This window comes from Roseateles sp. YR242 (assembly GCF_900109745.1).
Lineage (GTDB): Bacteria > Pseudomonadota > Gammaproteobacteria > Burkholderiales > Burkholderiaceae_C > Roseateles.
Map to the genome: position 1 here is coordinate 762,643 of NZ_FOAV01000002.1, position 15,279 is coordinate 777,921.

General features: G+C 67.3%; 12 protein-coding genes. 3 read left to right on the plus strand and 9 right to left on the minus strand.

The window, feature by feature from the left end; genetic code table 11:
* Positions 1-122: 122 nt before the first annotated feature.
* On the minus strand, positions 123-506 hold the full coding sequence (locus tag BMY53_RS06965) for a PspC domain-containing protein (RefSeq protein WP_092944977.1): 384 nt from the start codon (positions 504-506) through the stop codon (positions 123-125).
* Between the two features lie 257 nt (positions 507-763).
* On the opposite strand from BMY53_RS06965, the gene BMY53_RS06970 reads away from it, so the two are divergent.
* Together BMY53_RS06970 and BMY53_RS06975 are read left to right on the plus strand one after the other, a co-directional pair.
* Positions 764-1,447 carry an alpha/beta hydrolase gene (locus BMY53_RS06970; protein WP_092944979.1) on the plus strand — a complete coding sequence of 228 codons (684 nt, stop codon included), beginning with the start codon at positions 764-766 and terminating at the stop codon, positions 1,445-1,447.
* A 146-nt stretch (positions 1,448-1,593) separates the two neighbouring features.
* On the plus strand, positions 1,594-4,929 hold the full coding sequence (locus BMY53_RS06975; protein ID WP_143073969.1) for a S9 family peptidase: 3,336 nt from the start codon (positions 1,594-1,596) through the stop codon (positions 4,927-4,929).
* Positions 4,930-4,943: 14 nt separating this feature from the next.
* On the opposite strand, the gene BMY53_RS06980 is transcribed toward BMY53_RS06975, so the two are convergent.
* The 4 genes from BMY53_RS06980 to BMY53_RS06995 form a co-directional block, all read right to left on the minus strand.
* Positions 4,944-6,086 (minus strand): M48 family metallopeptidase, encoded by a 1,143-nt coding sequence (locus tag BMY53_RS06980; protein WP_177200767.1) that lies wholly within the window; start codon positions 6,084-6,086, stop codon positions 4,944-4,946.
* Positions 6,087-6,088: 2 nt separating this feature from the next.
* Positions 6,089-7,717 (minus strand): YjgN family protein, encoded by a 1,629-nt coding sequence (locus BMY53_RS06985; RefSeq protein ID WP_092944985.1) that lies wholly within the window; start codon positions 7,715-7,717, stop codon positions 6,089-6,091.
* Between the two features lie 177 nt (positions 7,718-7,894).
* Positions 7,895-8,275, minus strand: a complete 381-nt coding sequence (speD, locus tag BMY53_RS06990) for an adenosylmethionine decarboxylase (RefSeq protein ID WP_092944987.1) — start codon at positions 8,273-8,275, stop codon at positions 7,895-7,897.
* 55 nt (positions 8,276-8,330) lie between these two features.
* On the minus strand, positions 8,331-8,816 hold the full coding sequence (locus BMY53_RS06995; RefSeq protein WP_092944989.1) for a MerR family transcriptional regulator: 486 nt from the start codon (positions 8,814-8,816) through the stop codon (positions 8,331-8,333).
* 49 nt (positions 8,817-8,865) lie between these two features.
* Here BMY53_RS06995 and BMY53_RS07000 point away from each other — a divergent pair, with 49 nt between their 5' ends.
* On the plus strand, positions 8,866-9,921 hold the full coding sequence (locus BMY53_RS07000; RefSeq protein ID WP_092944991.1) for an MBL fold metallo-hydrolase: 1,056 nt from the start codon (positions 8,866-8,868) through the stop codon (positions 9,919-9,921).
* A 774-nt stretch (positions 9,922-10,695) separates the two neighbouring features.
* Here BMY53_RS07000 and BMY53_RS07005 read toward each other — a convergent pair.
* The 4 genes from BMY53_RS07005 to glyS are packed head-to-tail and all read right to left on the minus strand — an operon-like array spanning position 10,696 to position 15,274.
* The gene (locus BMY53_RS07005; protein ID WP_092944993.1) at positions 10,696-11,655 is read right to left on the minus strand and encodes a M48 family metallopeptidase; all 960 of its coding nucleotides are present in this window, start codon (positions 11,653-11,655) and stop codon (positions 10,696-10,698) included.
* A 15-nt stretch (positions 11,656-11,670) separates the two neighbouring features.
* Positions 11,671-12,465 (minus strand): lysophospholipid acyltransferase family protein, encoded by a 795-nt coding sequence (locus tag BMY53_RS07010; protein WP_092944995.1) that lies wholly within the window; start codon positions 12,463-12,465, stop codon positions 11,671-11,673.
* Complete coding sequence (gene gmhB / locus BMY53_RS07015; protein ID WP_255370061.1) at positions 12,465-13,115, minus strand: D-glycero-beta-D-manno-heptose 1,7-bisphosphate 7-phosphatase; 651 nt, start codon at positions 13,113-13,115, stop codon at positions 12,465-12,467. The genes BMY53_RS07010 and gmhB overlap by 1 nt, the downstream gene beginning before the upstream one ends.
* A 17-nt stretch (positions 13,116-13,132) precedes the next feature.
* Positions 13,133-15,274 carry a glycine--tRNA ligase subunit beta gene (gene glyS, locus BMY53_RS07020; RefSeq protein ID WP_092944997.1) on the minus strand — a complete coding sequence of 714 codons (2,142 nt, stop codon included), beginning with the start codon at positions 15,272-15,274 and terminating at the stop codon, positions 13,133-13,135.
* Positions 15,275-15,279: the final 5 nt, after the last annotated feature.

Sequence of the window (15,279 nt, forward strand, 5' to 3'; positions counted from 1 at the left end):
TTTGCGGCAGTAGCGGCCTTTGCGGCAGTAGCGGCCGTTACGGCCGTTGCCGGCAGTAGCGCGCGATGCAGCGCCTGCGCAGGCCCAGGCCCGTGCAAGGCGATGCCCTGCTGCGCTGGGGCTCAGTCCTCCTGCGGAACGAAGATCCACAGCAGCAGGTACAGCAGGAAGCCGCTGCCGGCGCAGGCCACCAGGAGCACGAACACAATGCGCCAGAACCACGACGGCAAACCGCTCAACCGCGCGATGCCGCCGCACACACCGCCCAGCCAACGGTCGTAGCGGCTGCGGCGCAGTGCGTTGATGGCGTCCACCGCAGGGGCGCGTGGCGCGGTGCTGGCATAGGCACCTGCATTTGAGCTGGCGCTTGAACTGGCGTTGGCACCCGCGCTGTGGGCGTAGTCCCCGCCCAGCACACGCGCCTTGGCCTGTGCAAATTCCTCGTCGCTGAGGATGCCGCGCTGATGCAGGTCGGCAAGTTTTTGGAGTTCTTCGCTGGCGGACATGGAGGGGGGCTCCTTGGTGTGCGGTGAGGGCCGGGGATCGGCTTCTTTCCGTTGATGCTTCGCAGCGTATCGACCCCCGTTTTTTCGGCCATCCGCTTCCGATCAACTGCAGCGGGCCGCGACACATTGCGTGACGAAAGGCGTCAGGCGTTTTGCGCTCGGGCCTTGATGCTTCGTTGGCCTTCGTTGGCGTTCGTTGCCCTTCATTGCACTAGCATGCGCTCATCGCATGACACTCATCTCAGGACCCCCTCACCATGGCCCTCGAAACCATCGAACTGCAAACCCGCGAAACGCCGCGCTTCAGCATCATCGTGCTGCATGGCCTGGGCGCGGACGGCAACGACTTCGTCCCGGTGTGTCAGGCGCTTGATCTGAGCCCGGTGCTGGCCAAGGGCGGGCTGCGTTTTGTGCTCCCCACGGCGCCGACCATCCCGGTCACCATCAACAACGGCATGCGTATGCGTGCCTGGTACGACATCCGCCATGGCGACCTGCGCCAGCGCGAAGATGCCGAGGGCCTGCGGCGTTCACAGTTGCTGGTGAACGAGCTGATCGAACGCGAAGGGCGTGAACGCGGCATCCCGCCTGAACGCATTGTGCTCATGGGCTTCTCGCAGGGATGCGCCATGACCCTGCTCACCGGCCTGCGCTACCCCCACCGCCTGGCGGGCCTCGTTGGCCTGTCGGGCTACCTCCCCCTGCTCGACAGCACCGAACAGGAGCGCCACCCGGCCAACGCGGCCACCCCGATTTTCCTGGCCCACGGCGACAACGACCCCATCGTCGCCCCGGCCCGCGCCCAGGCCAGCCTCGACGAACTGCAGCGGCTGAACTATCCGGTCCAGTGGCAGACCTACCCCATGGGTCATGAGGTCAGCATGGAGGAGATCCAGGCCCTGCAAAACTGGTTGAACGCGTTGCTCATCCAGGAAGGATGAAACCCACCCGCGCTCCGCACACTCGGTCCGCCAATCGACCGTGCATTGCATGTCCCTCGGGAATGCCTTTGTTCCAGAAACGGTGTCGATTGATATAACGGGCGATCCTCTGCCTCTGCCCGTCCTGCGGCTTCGACCTCCGGTTCATGACTTCACTGCTCCGCCCCTCCCTGTCCGCCCTGCCCGCATTGAAGGCCCTCGCTGTGGCCCTGCCCTTCGCCCTCTCGGCGATGCCGGCGGCATTGACGGCCGCCACACTGGAGCGCCATGCGCCCGCCCTGACGCTCAAGCCTGTGGCGGCGGCAGCGGCCGCGGCCGCCACGGCGGTGCCCGTGTCGGCCACCCGGCCCCTCACCTATGACGTCTACGCCAACTGGCGCAGCATCCAGGGCACCCAGCTCAGCCGCGATGGCCAATGGGCGGCCTATGCCCTGGTGGCGCAGGAGGCGGACGGTGAACTCGTGGTCCGCCACCTGACCGATGGCCGTGAATGGCGGGCCGCGCGCGGCACCGCCCCAAGCTTCAGTGCCGATGGTCGTTACCTGGCCTTTGCCGTGCAGCCGACCCGTGCCGCCCTCGACCAGGCCAAGAAGGACAAGAAAAAGGGCGATGACGCCCCCAAGGCGGGTGCAGCGCTCATGGACCTCGCCACCGGCCAGGTCGAGATCGTGGAACGCGTCAAGCGTCTGGCCTGGCCCAAGGAGGGTGGTCATGTACTGGCCCTGCTGCTGGAGACCGCGCCAGGCAAGAAGGAGACAGCCAAGGACGCCGCCACGCAAAAGACGGATGACGCCCTCGTTGCTTCGACCGATGACAGCGACGCCCACGGCGCGGACGAGGTGGCCGATAACGACGTCATCGGCGGCATGGCCTCGCCCATCGACCAGGAAGCCGCGGCCGACGCCGCCCCCGGTGCCGCCGCGAAGAAGACCCCCGGTACGGACCTGATCCTCATCGAGGCTGCCACCCGCAGCCGCCATACGGTGCGTGACGTGGCGGACTTCGCCTGGTCCGATGACGGCCGCCGACTGGCCTATACCGTGTCGGTGAAGGAAACGCCGGCCGCCAAACGCAAGCCCGCCGACACCGACAGCGCCAGCGGCACGGCTTCGCGCAGCGTGGTCCCTCTCACCGCCGAAACCACTGGATCCACCCCGACCCGCGCGGGCACGCCGGACGCTGGTGCCCGCGAAGGTGTCTACCTGCTGGACCCGCTGCAGCCGGACCAGGTCACGACGCTGGTCGCTGGTGCAGGCACCTATCGCCAACTGAAGTGGGCCGACAAGGGTGATCAGCTCGCCTTCGTCAGCAACCGCGATGCGTTGGCGGCGCGTGCGGCCGCCAAGGCCGCAGGCAAGGACAAGACCGGCGACACGGGCACCGGCGACGCCAAGGACACCAAGGAAGCCAAGCCCGATCCCACCCCCTACAAGGTCTTCCTCTGGCGCGACGGCAGCACTGCGGCGGCCGTGCTGGTGAGCGCCGACACCTCCGGCATGCCGGCGAGCTGGAGCCCCAGCGAGCATGCACCGCTGGCGTTCAGCAAGGACGGTCAGCGCCTCTTCCTCGGCACCGCCGAGACCCCCAAGGCCGAGCCTGCCGATGCCCCCGAACCCGTCAAGGTGGACCTCTGGCACTGGAAGGACCCGGAGCTGCAATCCGCGCAGAAGGCCAAGGCGGAACGCGAGAAGGTGCGCAGCTACCGCGCCGTGGTGCACCTGGGCGAGACCGTGGACCAGGCCCGCTTCGTGCAGCTTGGCCGCCAGGACCTGCCCAACATCCAGGTCAACGACAACGCCACCGTGGCCCTGGGCCTGAGCGACCTGCCCTACCGCCCGCTGCGCTCCTGGGACGGTGAGTACACCGACGCCTATGCCGTGAACCTGCAGACCGGCGAGGCTCGCCTGGTCGCCCGGCAATTGCGCCAGGCCCCCACGCTCTCTCCCACCGGCCGCTATGTGCTGGGCTTCGAAGCCCCGCAACGCCGCTGGGTGGCCTGGCAGACGGACACGGGCGCCGCGCGCGTGCTGACCGCCCGCATTTCGGCGCGTTTCGACAATGACGAACGCGACGTGCCCGACCTGCCCGAGCCCTATGGCATGGCGGGCTGGACGCAGGACGACAACAGCGTCGTGCTCTACGACCGCTACGACCTCTGGCAGATCCAGCCCACCACTGGCCAGGCCACCAACCTGACGCAGGGCTGGGGCCGCCGCCAGCATGTGCAGCTGCGCGCCGTGCCCCTGGACCCCGAGGACGCCGACAAGCGCCCCCTGGCGGCCGACACCTGGCTGCTGACCGGCACCCATGATCAGACCCGCGACAGTGGCTACTACAGCGTAGCGCCCACCGGTGGACAGCCCAAGGTGCTGATCCAGGACCAGAAGATGATCGGCGGCCTGATCAAGGCGAAAAACGCCGACCGCATCGTTTTCACCCAGCAGACCTTCAGCGAGTTCCCGGACCTCTGGACCGCCGCCCTGGACCTGGGCCGCCCGCTGAGCCAGCCGGGCCGGATCAGCCAGGCCAATCCCCAGCAATCCCAGTTCGTGTGGGGCACCCAGGAGCAGATCGAATACACCGCCGCCGACGGCCGCAAGCTGCGTGCCCTGCTGGCGAAGCCGGACAACTTCGACCCGGCGAAGAAGTATCCGTTGATGGTCTACATCTACGAGAAGATGACGGACAACCGGTATCGCTACGTGCCACCGGCGCCCAGCCAGAACATCAACGTGACGCGCTATGTGAGCAACGGCTACCTGGTGCTGCGGCCCGACATCGTCTACACCACCGGCCATCCCGGCCGCAGTGCGATGAACACGGTGTTGCCGGCCATCCGTCAGGTGGTGGCGCAGGGCCATGTGGACCCCAAGCGCATCGGCATCCAGGGCCACAGCTGGGGTGCTTATCAGATCAACTACCTGATCACCCACACGACCATGTTCCGTGCGGCCGAGGCAGGCGCCTCGATGGCCAACATGATCAGCGGCTACGGCGGCATCCGTTGGGGTGCGGGCATCAGCCGTGCCTTCCAGTACGAGCATGGCCAGAGCCGCATGGGGACGACGCCGTGGGAGCGGCCCGACCTGTATGTGGAGAACTCACCCATCTTCCAGGTGGACAAGGTGCAGACGCCCTACCTGACCATCCACAACGACGATGACGACGCCGTGCCCTGGTACCAGGGCATCGAGTTCTTCACGGCGCTGCGCCGGCTGGGCAAGGAAGCCTACTGGTTCAACTACAACGGCGAGAAGCACGGCTTGAAGGACCGCGACCACATGAAGCACTACACGGTGCACATGGGCGAATTCTTCGACCACTTCCTGCTGGGTGCGCCCCGGCCGGCCTGGATGGAACAGCCCGTGCCCTACCTGGAACGCGGCAAGCGCGATGTGATGGGGCTGTTCAAGCCCGTGGTGCCTGCGGCGTCGGCGGTGGCCGGTGCGGGCAGCGCAACGGCGGGTGAAGGAAAGAACTAGTTTTCAGCCGGCACTCAGCGGGGCGCCGCCATCGCGCGCTCCGCGCTCTCGATGCGTTCCTGCAGGCTCGGGTGTGTGGACAACAGCGCCGGCAGTGCGCCATCGCCGTCCCCGCCCTTGGCCTGCAGCTTGCGCCACACCTTGGTCAGGGTATCGGGCGGCAGCCCTTCCTCGCGGATCACCCGCTGGGCCTGCGCGTCGGCCTCGCGTTCGGCGTCCCGCCCGTAGTGCAGCGCCTGCACGGTGCCCACGGCCTGGGCCGCGATGCCGGAATAGTCACCCAGCACCACGCGTGCCACGGCAACAAGACCGATGCCCGACACCATGCCGCGCATCACGTGGCGGTACTTCACGTGCGCAATCTCGTGGGCCAGCACGGCCATCAGCTCATCGTCCGAGAGCTCGTTGGCCATGCCGTCGAGCAGGAAGATCGTGCCGTTGGGCAGGGCAAAGGCGTTGTAGCCCCCGCTGTCGTCACGCGTGCCGTCGGACATCTCGATCTGTGCGCGCCCGAAATGAAGTTCCGCATACACGCCGGGGAAGCGGCGCTCCGCCATGGCGTCGAAGCGTGCTTCCAACTGCTTGCGACGGGCCTGGGGCAGCTCGGAGTTTTCCAGCCAGCGACGGGTGATCCGGGTTTGCGCCGCGTCACCGACCGCGATATCCACCGTCTCCGGCACCAGCGGCAGGGCCGCGCTCGCCAGCAGCCCGGCGCCTTGCCGGTCAAACCACGTCACCAGGGCGATCAGCAGCACCAGGCTCAGCAGCACACCGGGCCAGCAGCCGATCAGCCGGGTGGCCAGGCTGCGCGGTGCCAGGGCCTTGGCCACGGCGCTGTCGGGGCTCAGCATCACCGAACCACCATCGGGCAGGAGCACAGACACGGGGGTGTCGCGCCAGCGCTCGCCCACCTGCAGCAGGGCACGGGCGTACTGCCGCGCCGTCCCTTCCACGGGGACGGCGGGGTAGCGGCTCGCCGGGCCGCGACGGGCGGCTTCGGCGTTGCTGCCGCTGCTGCTCGGCAGCGGTCCGGAGGAGTCGTCCCCGAAGTGGGGCACCAGTTCGAGGTGCTCGCCATGGATGCGCACCAGCGCCATCCGGGGCCGGTTGTCGCGGCCGTCGAACCAGCGGGCGTTGGTGGAATAGACGTCGCTCATGCTCACCATCCCAGGTCGAGGCCGAAGGCATCGGCGGCGGCATCACCCACCACGCCGTGCTGGTGGGCCAGCCGCGCCTGCACGATGACATCGACCAGCGGTTGGTCCGCCAGCACGGTCAGGGCTTCGATACGGAGGCGGGCCAGACGCACGGCGAGGAAGGGCCAGTACAGGCCCAGCGTGAGCAGCACCAGCAGGCCATGGGTGGCCAGCACCTTGACCAGGGCGGCGGTGTCGATGTCGTACTGAAACTCGATGCCACCGGCCAGCCGGGTATTGCGCCACACCAGCCGCTGCAGGCGCGCCACGTAAGTGGGCCAGGCCAGCACCAGCGTCACGGCGCCGCTGGCGACACTGATCAGGGCCGAGACGGATTTCGGGTCTACGCCGGTCGATGACAGGGCTCGCAGCAGTACCAGGGTGGTGAGGCCCGAACCGATGGAGACCAGGGCCACCAGGCCGATGATCGCCAGGTAGAGCCCGTAGAACCCACGCACCGACAGGTCGAAGCTGAACGGCAGCTGGCCGTAGGCCGCATGCTGGTGCTGGAAGCGCTTGAGCCAGCCGTGGGCGACCGGGAAGCCCAACACCACCGCAAAGGCGGCCGCACCGACCACCCACGATGCGACGCCGGCCGCCAGGCCGACCGAGGTGACTGTCCAGGCCACGACCAGGGGCAGGCAGGAGGCATAGACCACGCCAGCGCGTGCCTGGAAGCCGAAGCGCACACCGCGCCAGCTGGTGTTGCCCAGGCGGAAGCGCTGGGCACCGGCAAACAGGGCGGGGCCGAAGAGATAGAGCACCCCCAGCATGGCCCAGCCGGCCCACAACGACCACTGGAACGCATGGGTGTAGCCCACCAGCAGGGTCAGCGCGACCAGGCGGCCCACCAGGATGCGGCGGGGGTCGCCGTGGAAATCGAAGGGTTCACCGTCCAGGAAGGTATGCCGTGCGAACCAGCGCTGCTTGCGGCGCTTGGCCCAGGGCGAGTAGAGCCCCAGGGTGAGCAGGGTCAGCAGGGTGTTGACGACCCAGATGCGGAAGTATTCGGTGCCCGTGCCGGTGAAGCGCACGGTCTGAGCCACTGGTTTGGCCAACAGGCCGGTGATGGCAGCCAGCGGTTGGTCGGCGACGCTGCGGCGCCTGGCAGGCGTGGATGGAGTTGTGGCGGAGCGCGACGAGCCGGGCACGAAACCATCGGCGCGCGGGTGCGCCTCGCCCGATGGGTTGTCCAGATAGCCGGGGGGCAGGTCGTTGAGATAGTCGGCCGGGAGGTCGTCGAGGCAGTCGGACGGCTGCGTGCTGACGAAGTCATCGAAATCGACGGCGTGGCGGGCTGCATGCCGGCCGGGGAAATCGCGCAGGCGGCTGGGGTTGCTGGCGATTTCGCTGGTGATTTCGCTGGTGTGTTCGCCGTTGTCGCTGGTCGTGTGGCTGGTGATGTCGTCACGGGTGCCACCAGTACCGCGGCGGTTGTCGGGCAGGAGTCCGTCGTCCGAGGCCAGCCGCAGGGCGACAGGGACGCCCGCCAACGGCTGCGAGGGGTTCTCCGTGCCTGGCCCGACCGGCTCGAGCACCGTCGGCACATGCCACGGGTCTTCCTCCCTGCGGCGGGTATTGCTGGCTGTCACATCACTCCCTTCAACCCGTCTTCGCGGGCGATGGGCGGAAGTCTAGGAGAGAGCCTTTCGAGGCGTGCGCGGGGCGGGTGGGTGAAAACCCTGAATGTGGGCGGTCCAACGCCATGGAATCGCTTGATCTGTCGAATCCGCCACGTAATTGCGTGTGGGGGACGGCATTGACACCGATCAGCCTGCCAACTGCCCTCGCTGCAGTTGCTGCCACTGCACCTGGCCGGCACGGAAGTGCTCAACGAGGTGGGTCATCAGTGCATTGGCCTTGCCGGAGTTGTCGGCGCCGTAGTTGCAGACGTAGACGTCCAGCGTCACGGCGGCGAGTTCGGGCCAGGTGTGAAGGGCGACGTGGGATTCGGCCAGCAGCAGCATGCCGGTGATGCCGCCGGGTTGGCCATCGGGGCTGTCGGGGAAGCGATGCCAGTGCTCGCCCACCACGGTGAGGCCCGCAGCCTCGGTGGTCATGCGGCAGTGGTGGGCCAGGGCGTGCTGGTCCACCAGCAGGGCCGTGTCGGCACAGCCGGTGAGGTCAGCAGTCAGGTGCAATCCGTTCATCGCCGCGCAGTTTAGGCTGGCGGGGACGGGTCGTCTCTCCGCTTCAAGGGGGGGCTCAGGCGGTAGGGTGGCCGGCGTCGGCGAGCAGGGCGAAGCAGCGTTCCTCATGCTGGGAGATTTCGGCCAGCGTGACCTCGATGTCGCTCAACTGCTGTTGGAGTTGGCGGCGGTGTTGGTCCAGCACGGCCAGGAATGCGCGCAATTGCGGCGCGGTATCGGATTGGCTGTCGTACATGTCCACCAGCTGTTTCACGTCCTGCAGTGACAGGCCCAGGCGTTTGCCGCGCAGGGTGAGTTTCAGGCGGGTGCGGTCCCGCTGGGTATAGACGCGGTTGCGACCGGCGCGGGCGGGGGTGAGCAGGCCCATGTCTTCGTAGAAGCGGATGGCGCGGGGCGTGATGTCGAACTCTGCGGCCAGTTCGGTGATGGTGAACAGCGGTCCGGCGGCGGCATTGGCCTCGGGCAGGGCTTCATTCTCGGACGCGGAGAACGCGCCCTCTGGGGAGTCTATGGCGGGGGCCGGGCGGGAAACGGGGCTCATGGCTACACTGTGGTGACGTTGACGTAAACGTAACCCGAAGTCTATCGCCATGGCCAACCCCCGCGAATCTGAACTGTCTTATCCCTTGGGCGACCAGCTGCCTGCGCCTGGTGAGGTGCTGGAGGTGCTGCCCGGTCTGCGCTGGTTGCGCATGGGGCTGCCCTTTGCGCTGGACCACATCAATTTATGGCTGCTGAAGGACGACATGGACGGCCGCGTGGGCTGGACTGTGATTGACTGCGGCATTCACAGCGAGGCCACGCAGGCGAACTGGGAGCGCATCTTTGCGGAGCATTTGGACGGTCTGCCGGTGCTGCGGGTCATCGTTACGCATTTCCATCCCGACCACATGGGGCTGGCGCACTGGCTGACCGAGCGCTGGGCGTGCCGTTTGTGGATCAGTGCCACGGACTACCACCTGGCCAAGGTGGCGTCTTCTTCCACGGTGGGCATGGGGGGTGAGGCGGCGGCCACCTTCTTTGGCAGCCATGGGCTGACCGACCCTGTGGCGCTCGAGAAGATCCGGGGCCGGGCCAGCTACTACCCTGGCATGGTGCCGGCGGTACCGGTGGCGTTCCGGCGGCTCATGGACGGCATGGTGGTGCGCATTGGTGACCATGACTGGCGCTGTCTGGTCGGTTATGGCCATGCGCCGGAGCACATCAGCCTGTTCTCTGAATCGCTGGGGGTGATGGTGGCTGGCGACATGGTCCTGCCGCGCATCTCGACGAATGTCTCGGTGGTGGACATGGAGCCCGAGGCCGACCCGTTGGGCCTGTACCTTGACTCCCTGACTCGCCTGCTGCCGTTGCCGGCCACCACCCTGGTGCTGCCGGCGCACGGCAAGCCCTTCAAGGGTCTGCATGAACGCATTGATCAACTGCAGCAGCACCATGCCGAGCGCTTGGCCGAGGTGCTCACGGCCTGCACTGAAAAGCCCTGCCATGCGGCCGAACTGCTGCCGATGATGTTCCGCCGGCCGTTGGACCTGCACCAGACCACCTTCGCCATGGGCGAGGCCGTGGCCCACCTCAACCATCTCTGGCTAGGTGGTCAATTGCGGCGCACTCTGGATGCGGACGGCATCCACCGCTTCTCCGTCTGACGACGCAACCGCATCGCCCCATCGCCGCATCGCGGCATCGCGGCACAGCTGCGTTGCTGCGCTGCGGCGCTGCGTAGCGGCGCTGCGTAGCGGCGCTGCGTAGCGACGCTGCGTAGCGGCGGTGCTGCATTGCTGCACAGCGAAGGAAGATGCACAGCGGCGGAGCTGCATTGCGGCCGTGCTGCAAAGCTGCAGCGCGGCGGTGCTTGGTCTGGGGAGGGCTGTCGAGGGCTTAAACCAGTCGCCGCCGCCCTTTCCGGGGGCGGCGGCGCTGAGCCTTGTATGCATCAATAACGGTTTGTCAGCGCGGATCGACCGAACACAGCGCAGGCTGCGAATCCTGACGCGACCGGAGCATCGTGTGAGAGCTCAGATGCGGTAATGACAGCGCTGGCGAGTGTGCATCTCCATCCAAATAGGGGGCAAGCCCCCCCAAAGGGGGAAATCCGGCGTTATTCCTCACCCCAACGAACACCAAGGGAAATCACTGAGCCCCAAAGTACGACCGTCGTACGAAACCCATTCCACCCGGCGTGCGGAGCTGCTTTCTCGCTAGGGCTCACTGACCAAAACATCGGTCTTGACTGGAAGCTGTCAAACGAGGCTGCCTCGATTCGGAAAGTGCCGATTGGCGCCTTCCAGGAATCCGGATTCGTGAAAGTGCCGCACGGCGCTTTAACGGAATGCCGCAATTCGGAGGGTGGCGTTGGGGTGTTCTCGAGGAATGTCTCGGTTCGGAGGGTGGTGGCGGGGTGTTCTCGATCGACCCCCAGCTCAGGCCCCCGCCCCTTCCGTATCCATCAACGGCAACACCACCTGCTTCAACCGATCCCGTGCCAGCTCGTAGTCGGGCATCACCGACCGCACCACCGCCCAGAAGCGTGGGCTGTGGTTCATCTCCAGCAGGTGGGACAACTCATGAGCTACCACGTAGTCGATCAACGCGGGTGAGAAGTGGATCAACCGCCAGTTCAGGCGAATCATCCCGTCCGCATTCGCGCTTCCCCACCGCGTCTGCGCCGACGACAAACGCAGCCCCGTCATGGTCACCCCCAGCTGTGCCGCGAAATGCCGGCATCTCGGTTCAAACCATGATTTTGCTTGCCGCTGCAGCCATGCTTGCACGGCATCCCGGATCTGATCCGGGCTGGCCTGCTGCGGCAGCCCCAGATAGAGCATGCGCCGCGGCACGGCCGCCAACGTCCCTTGCGAATCGGTGCGGCCTTCATCCAGCCGCGCACCCGTCAGGCTGGGATCCAGCACCACGATCAGCGGTTCGCCCAGATACGGCAGGCTGCAGCCGTCGCCCCAGGCTACCCGCGCGGCCTGCGTCCGCCGCGCCCGTTCCCGCTGCTCCACCAGCTTGCGCAGAATCCAGTCTGCCTTCTGCTGGAGCGCCTTGTCGATATCCCCCAGCGCCACCCACTTCGGCGCCGACACCCGCAGCCCGTCCTCGCTCACCGTGAACCCGATGCTGCGCCGACGCGCCCGCTTCAGGTCATACGGAATCGGCTGCCCATGCAGCAGCACATGCCGGGCCGAGCCCCCGTCAGCACGGGCGCGCGGCGGCGGCACCAAGGCCACGTCCGGCCGGGGTACGACCGGAGACGGTGGCGGTGCGCCACGCTCGGGCGCACGGGGAGACTCGGAGGCAGGGGGCGGGGCGCTGTCAAACAGCGACAACTGGGTGAACTTCAGCAGCTCGGCCAGGCCCCGCAGCTTGGAAGGCGGCATGGGCGGGGAGTGTACTCAGACAGGTGCCGGAGCGGGAGGGGCCGGCGGTGCACTCACCGGGGCCGGCGCGCTGGTCGGGTAGGCTTCAGGGTCCAGGCGATGCATCTCTGCCTCGATCCAGCCCCGCACCTCCTGCATCAGCTCGGCCGGCGTGCGGCCGGTGCTGGGAATCTGCGGCCCGATGGAAATGTCCACCACGCCTGGCCGCAGCAGGAAACTCTTGCGCGGCCAGCAGCGCGCCGAATTCACGGCGATCGGCACCACCGGCTGCCCGGTTTCCACCGCCAGCCGGGTACCGCCGGACTTGTACTCACCTGCACGGCCTCGGGCCACGCGAGTGCCTTCGGGGAACATGATCACCCAGGTGCCCTGCTGAGCCAGCCGCCGGCCCTGCGCGGCCACCTTGGCCCAGGCCTCGCTGCGCTTGCTGCGATCGATATGGATCATGTCCAGCCGCGCCATCGCCCAGCCGAAAAACGGCACATAGATCAGCTCGCGCTTGAACACATAGGCCAGCGGCCGGGGCATCAGCATGGGGTACGCAAAGGTCTCCCAGGTCGACTGATGCTTGGACAGCAGGATCACCGATTCGTTCTCCCCCTGGGGCAGGTGCTCCGCCCCACGGACCTTCCACTGCACGCCGCAGATGAACCGTGCGCCCTTCAGGGCCACGGTGAGCCATCCGGCACACATCCAGTACAGCCGGGTGCTGCTCAGGAAGGGGGAGACCAGCACCACCGCCGTTCCCCAGGGGATCACGGTCACGGTGAGATAGAGCACAAACAGCAGGGAACGCAGGGCGATGAGCATCAGCTCAGGTCTCCAGGTCGGGAATCGGGAGCAAACGCCTCGCCACGCGCACCAGCGCGAGCGCGACGCTCTTCTTGAATGACGGATTCGGCGAAAGCGGCCAGGTTGGCGTGCACACGGACATCCGGCACCAAGGCCAGTTGTTCCTGCAGGGATTGTTCGTCCACGCCCGCCAGCCGCTCGCCACGCACCAGATGCGGCCGGCAGCCCGCGGCCAGGGCAGTTTGCACGTCCCGGATGGTGGCGCCCACCATGTGGACCTGGGGCAGGTCCACCCCGAAGCGTTCACCGATCTGCTCGATCAGCCCTGGCAGGGGCTTGCGGCAGTTGCAGTTCTCTTCCGGGGCATGCGGGCAGAAGAACGCGGCATCCAGCCGCCCGCCCTTCTCCGCCAGCAACTGGTTCAACCGCAGATGCACCGCATTGAGCGAGGCCATGTCCAGCAGGCCGCGGCCGATGCCGGGCTGGTTGGTGGCCATCACCGTGTGCCAGCCAGCATGGTTCAGCCGCGCCACGGCTTCCAGGGCGCCGGGCAGGGGCTCCAGCTCCTCGGGCGCCTTGACGTGGTCATCACGGTAGCGGTTGATCGTGCCGTCCCGGCCCAGGATCACCAGCTTCATGCCGTGGGGATGCTCGGACCGGTTGGGCATCGTGCGTCCTTGGTGGCTCAGACGGCCAGACGGGAAAGATCGGCCACGCGGTTCATCGCGCCGTGCAACTGCTTGAGCAGTGCCTGGCGATTGGCGCGCAGGGCCGGATCTTCGGCGTTGACCATGACATCGTCGAAGAAGGCATCCACTGGCGCCTTGAGGGCCGCCAGCGCCTTGAGCGAACCGGCATAGTCATGCCGCTCGAACAGTTGGTCCGCCTTCGGGCCGACCTGGGCCAGTGCCTCGGCCAACGCACGTTCGGCCGCTTCCTGCAGCAGCGCGTCCTTGACCTCGGTCGGCAGCTCGCCCTCGATCTTCTTGAGGATGTTGCCCACGCGCTTGTTGGCCGCGGCCAGCGAGGCCGATTCCGGCAGGGCGGCAAAGCCGCGCACGGCTTCCAGGCGGCGCGGCACGTCACCCAGGCGGGCGGGCGACAGCGCCAGCACGGCATCCACTTCCTGGGCACTGAAGCCCTGGTCGCGCAGGCTCACGGCCAGGCGGTCCGCAAAGAAGCCCAGCAGCGCCTCGGACGGGTTCTGGATCAACTCGCCAAAGGCCGGCACCGCCGCCTCGATCAGCGCGGGCAGGTCCAGCGGCAGGTTTTTTTCCACCAGGATGCGGATCACGCCCAGTGCATGGCGGCGCAGCGCGAAGGGGTCCTTGTCACCGGTGGGCAGTTGGCCGATGCCGAACAGGCCCACCAGGGTCTCGAGCTTGTCGGCCAGCGCCACCACGGTGCCGGTATGGTTGCGCGGCAGCGCATCTCCGGCGAAGCGAGGCTTGTAGTGGTCTTCGATGGCGATGGCCACGCCGTCGCGCAGACCTTCGTGGCGGGCGTAGTAGCCACCCATGATGCCTTGCAGCTCGGGGAATTCACCCACCATGTCGGTCAGCAGGTCGGCCTTGGCCAGCAGCGATGCTTCCTTGACCTTGCTGTCCAGCACGTCGAATTCGTCCTTGGCTTCCACCGTGTAGGGCAGCGTGGCCATGCGCAACTGGTTGACGATGCTGTGCGCGATGGCGCGCACGCGTTCGCCGCGCTCACCCTGGCTGCCCAGCTTGCCGTGGTAGACCACCTTGGCCAGGCCACCGACGCGGTCCGCCAGCGTGCGCTTGCGGTCCTGGTCGAAGAAGAACTTGGCGTCGGCCAGGCGCGGGCGCACCACGCGCTCGTTGCCTTCCACGACGGCACTGGCGTCTTCCGGATGGATGTTGCTCACCAGCAGGAAGTGGTGGGTCAACTTGCCATGGCTGTCCAGCAGCGGGAAGTATTTCTGGTTGGCCTTCATCGTCAGGATGAGGCACTCCTGCGGCACGGCCAGGAACTCGGGCTCGAACTGGCAGGCCAGCACGTTGGGCAGCTCCACCAGGGCGCAGACCTCGTCCAGCAGCTCGGGCGCGTCGATGGGCGTGAGGCCCAGCGGGTCGGCCTTGGCCTGGAGCTGGCGCACGATGTCCGCACGGCGCTGGTCGAAGGAGGCGATGACACCGCCCTCCTCGCGCAGTTGCTGCTCGTAGGTGTCGGCCTGGCGCAGCTGGATTTCGGCGCTGCGCGCCTCGAAGCGATGGCCACGCGTGGTGCGGCCCGATTGCAGGCCCAGCGCCGAGACCGGGACCAGCGCGTCACCGTGCAGGGCCACCAGGCCATGGGCGGGGCGCACGAACTTCACATCGCTCCAGCCGTCTGCCAGCTGGTAGGTCATGACCTTGGGGATAGGGAGCTTGGCCAGTGCGTCGTCCAGCGCCTTCTGCAGGCCCTGGGCGAGCGAGACGCCAGGCACCACGGTGTCCAGGAACAGGGCCTCGGCCTTGCCATCCGGCGCGCGCTTGAGCTGGGGCACCACGGCGGCGTCCAGCCCGGCGGCCGAGAGCTTCTTCAGCAGGGCCGGCGTGGGTTGCCCGGCGGCGTCCAGGGCGACGCTGACCGGCATCAGCTTTTGCTGCACGGCGCGGTCGGCGGCCTTGTCGCCCACGGCGGTGACATGCACCGCCAGGCGACGCGGCGTGGCAAAGGGGGTGACCACGGCGTCGGCGCCAGCCAGGCCCTGGCCACGCAGGCTCTCCGCCAGCACGGCGGCAAAGGACTCACCGAGCTTCTTCAGCGCCTTGGGCGGAAGTTCCTCAACGAAGAGTTCAACCAGGAGATTGGAGGTGCTCATGGGAT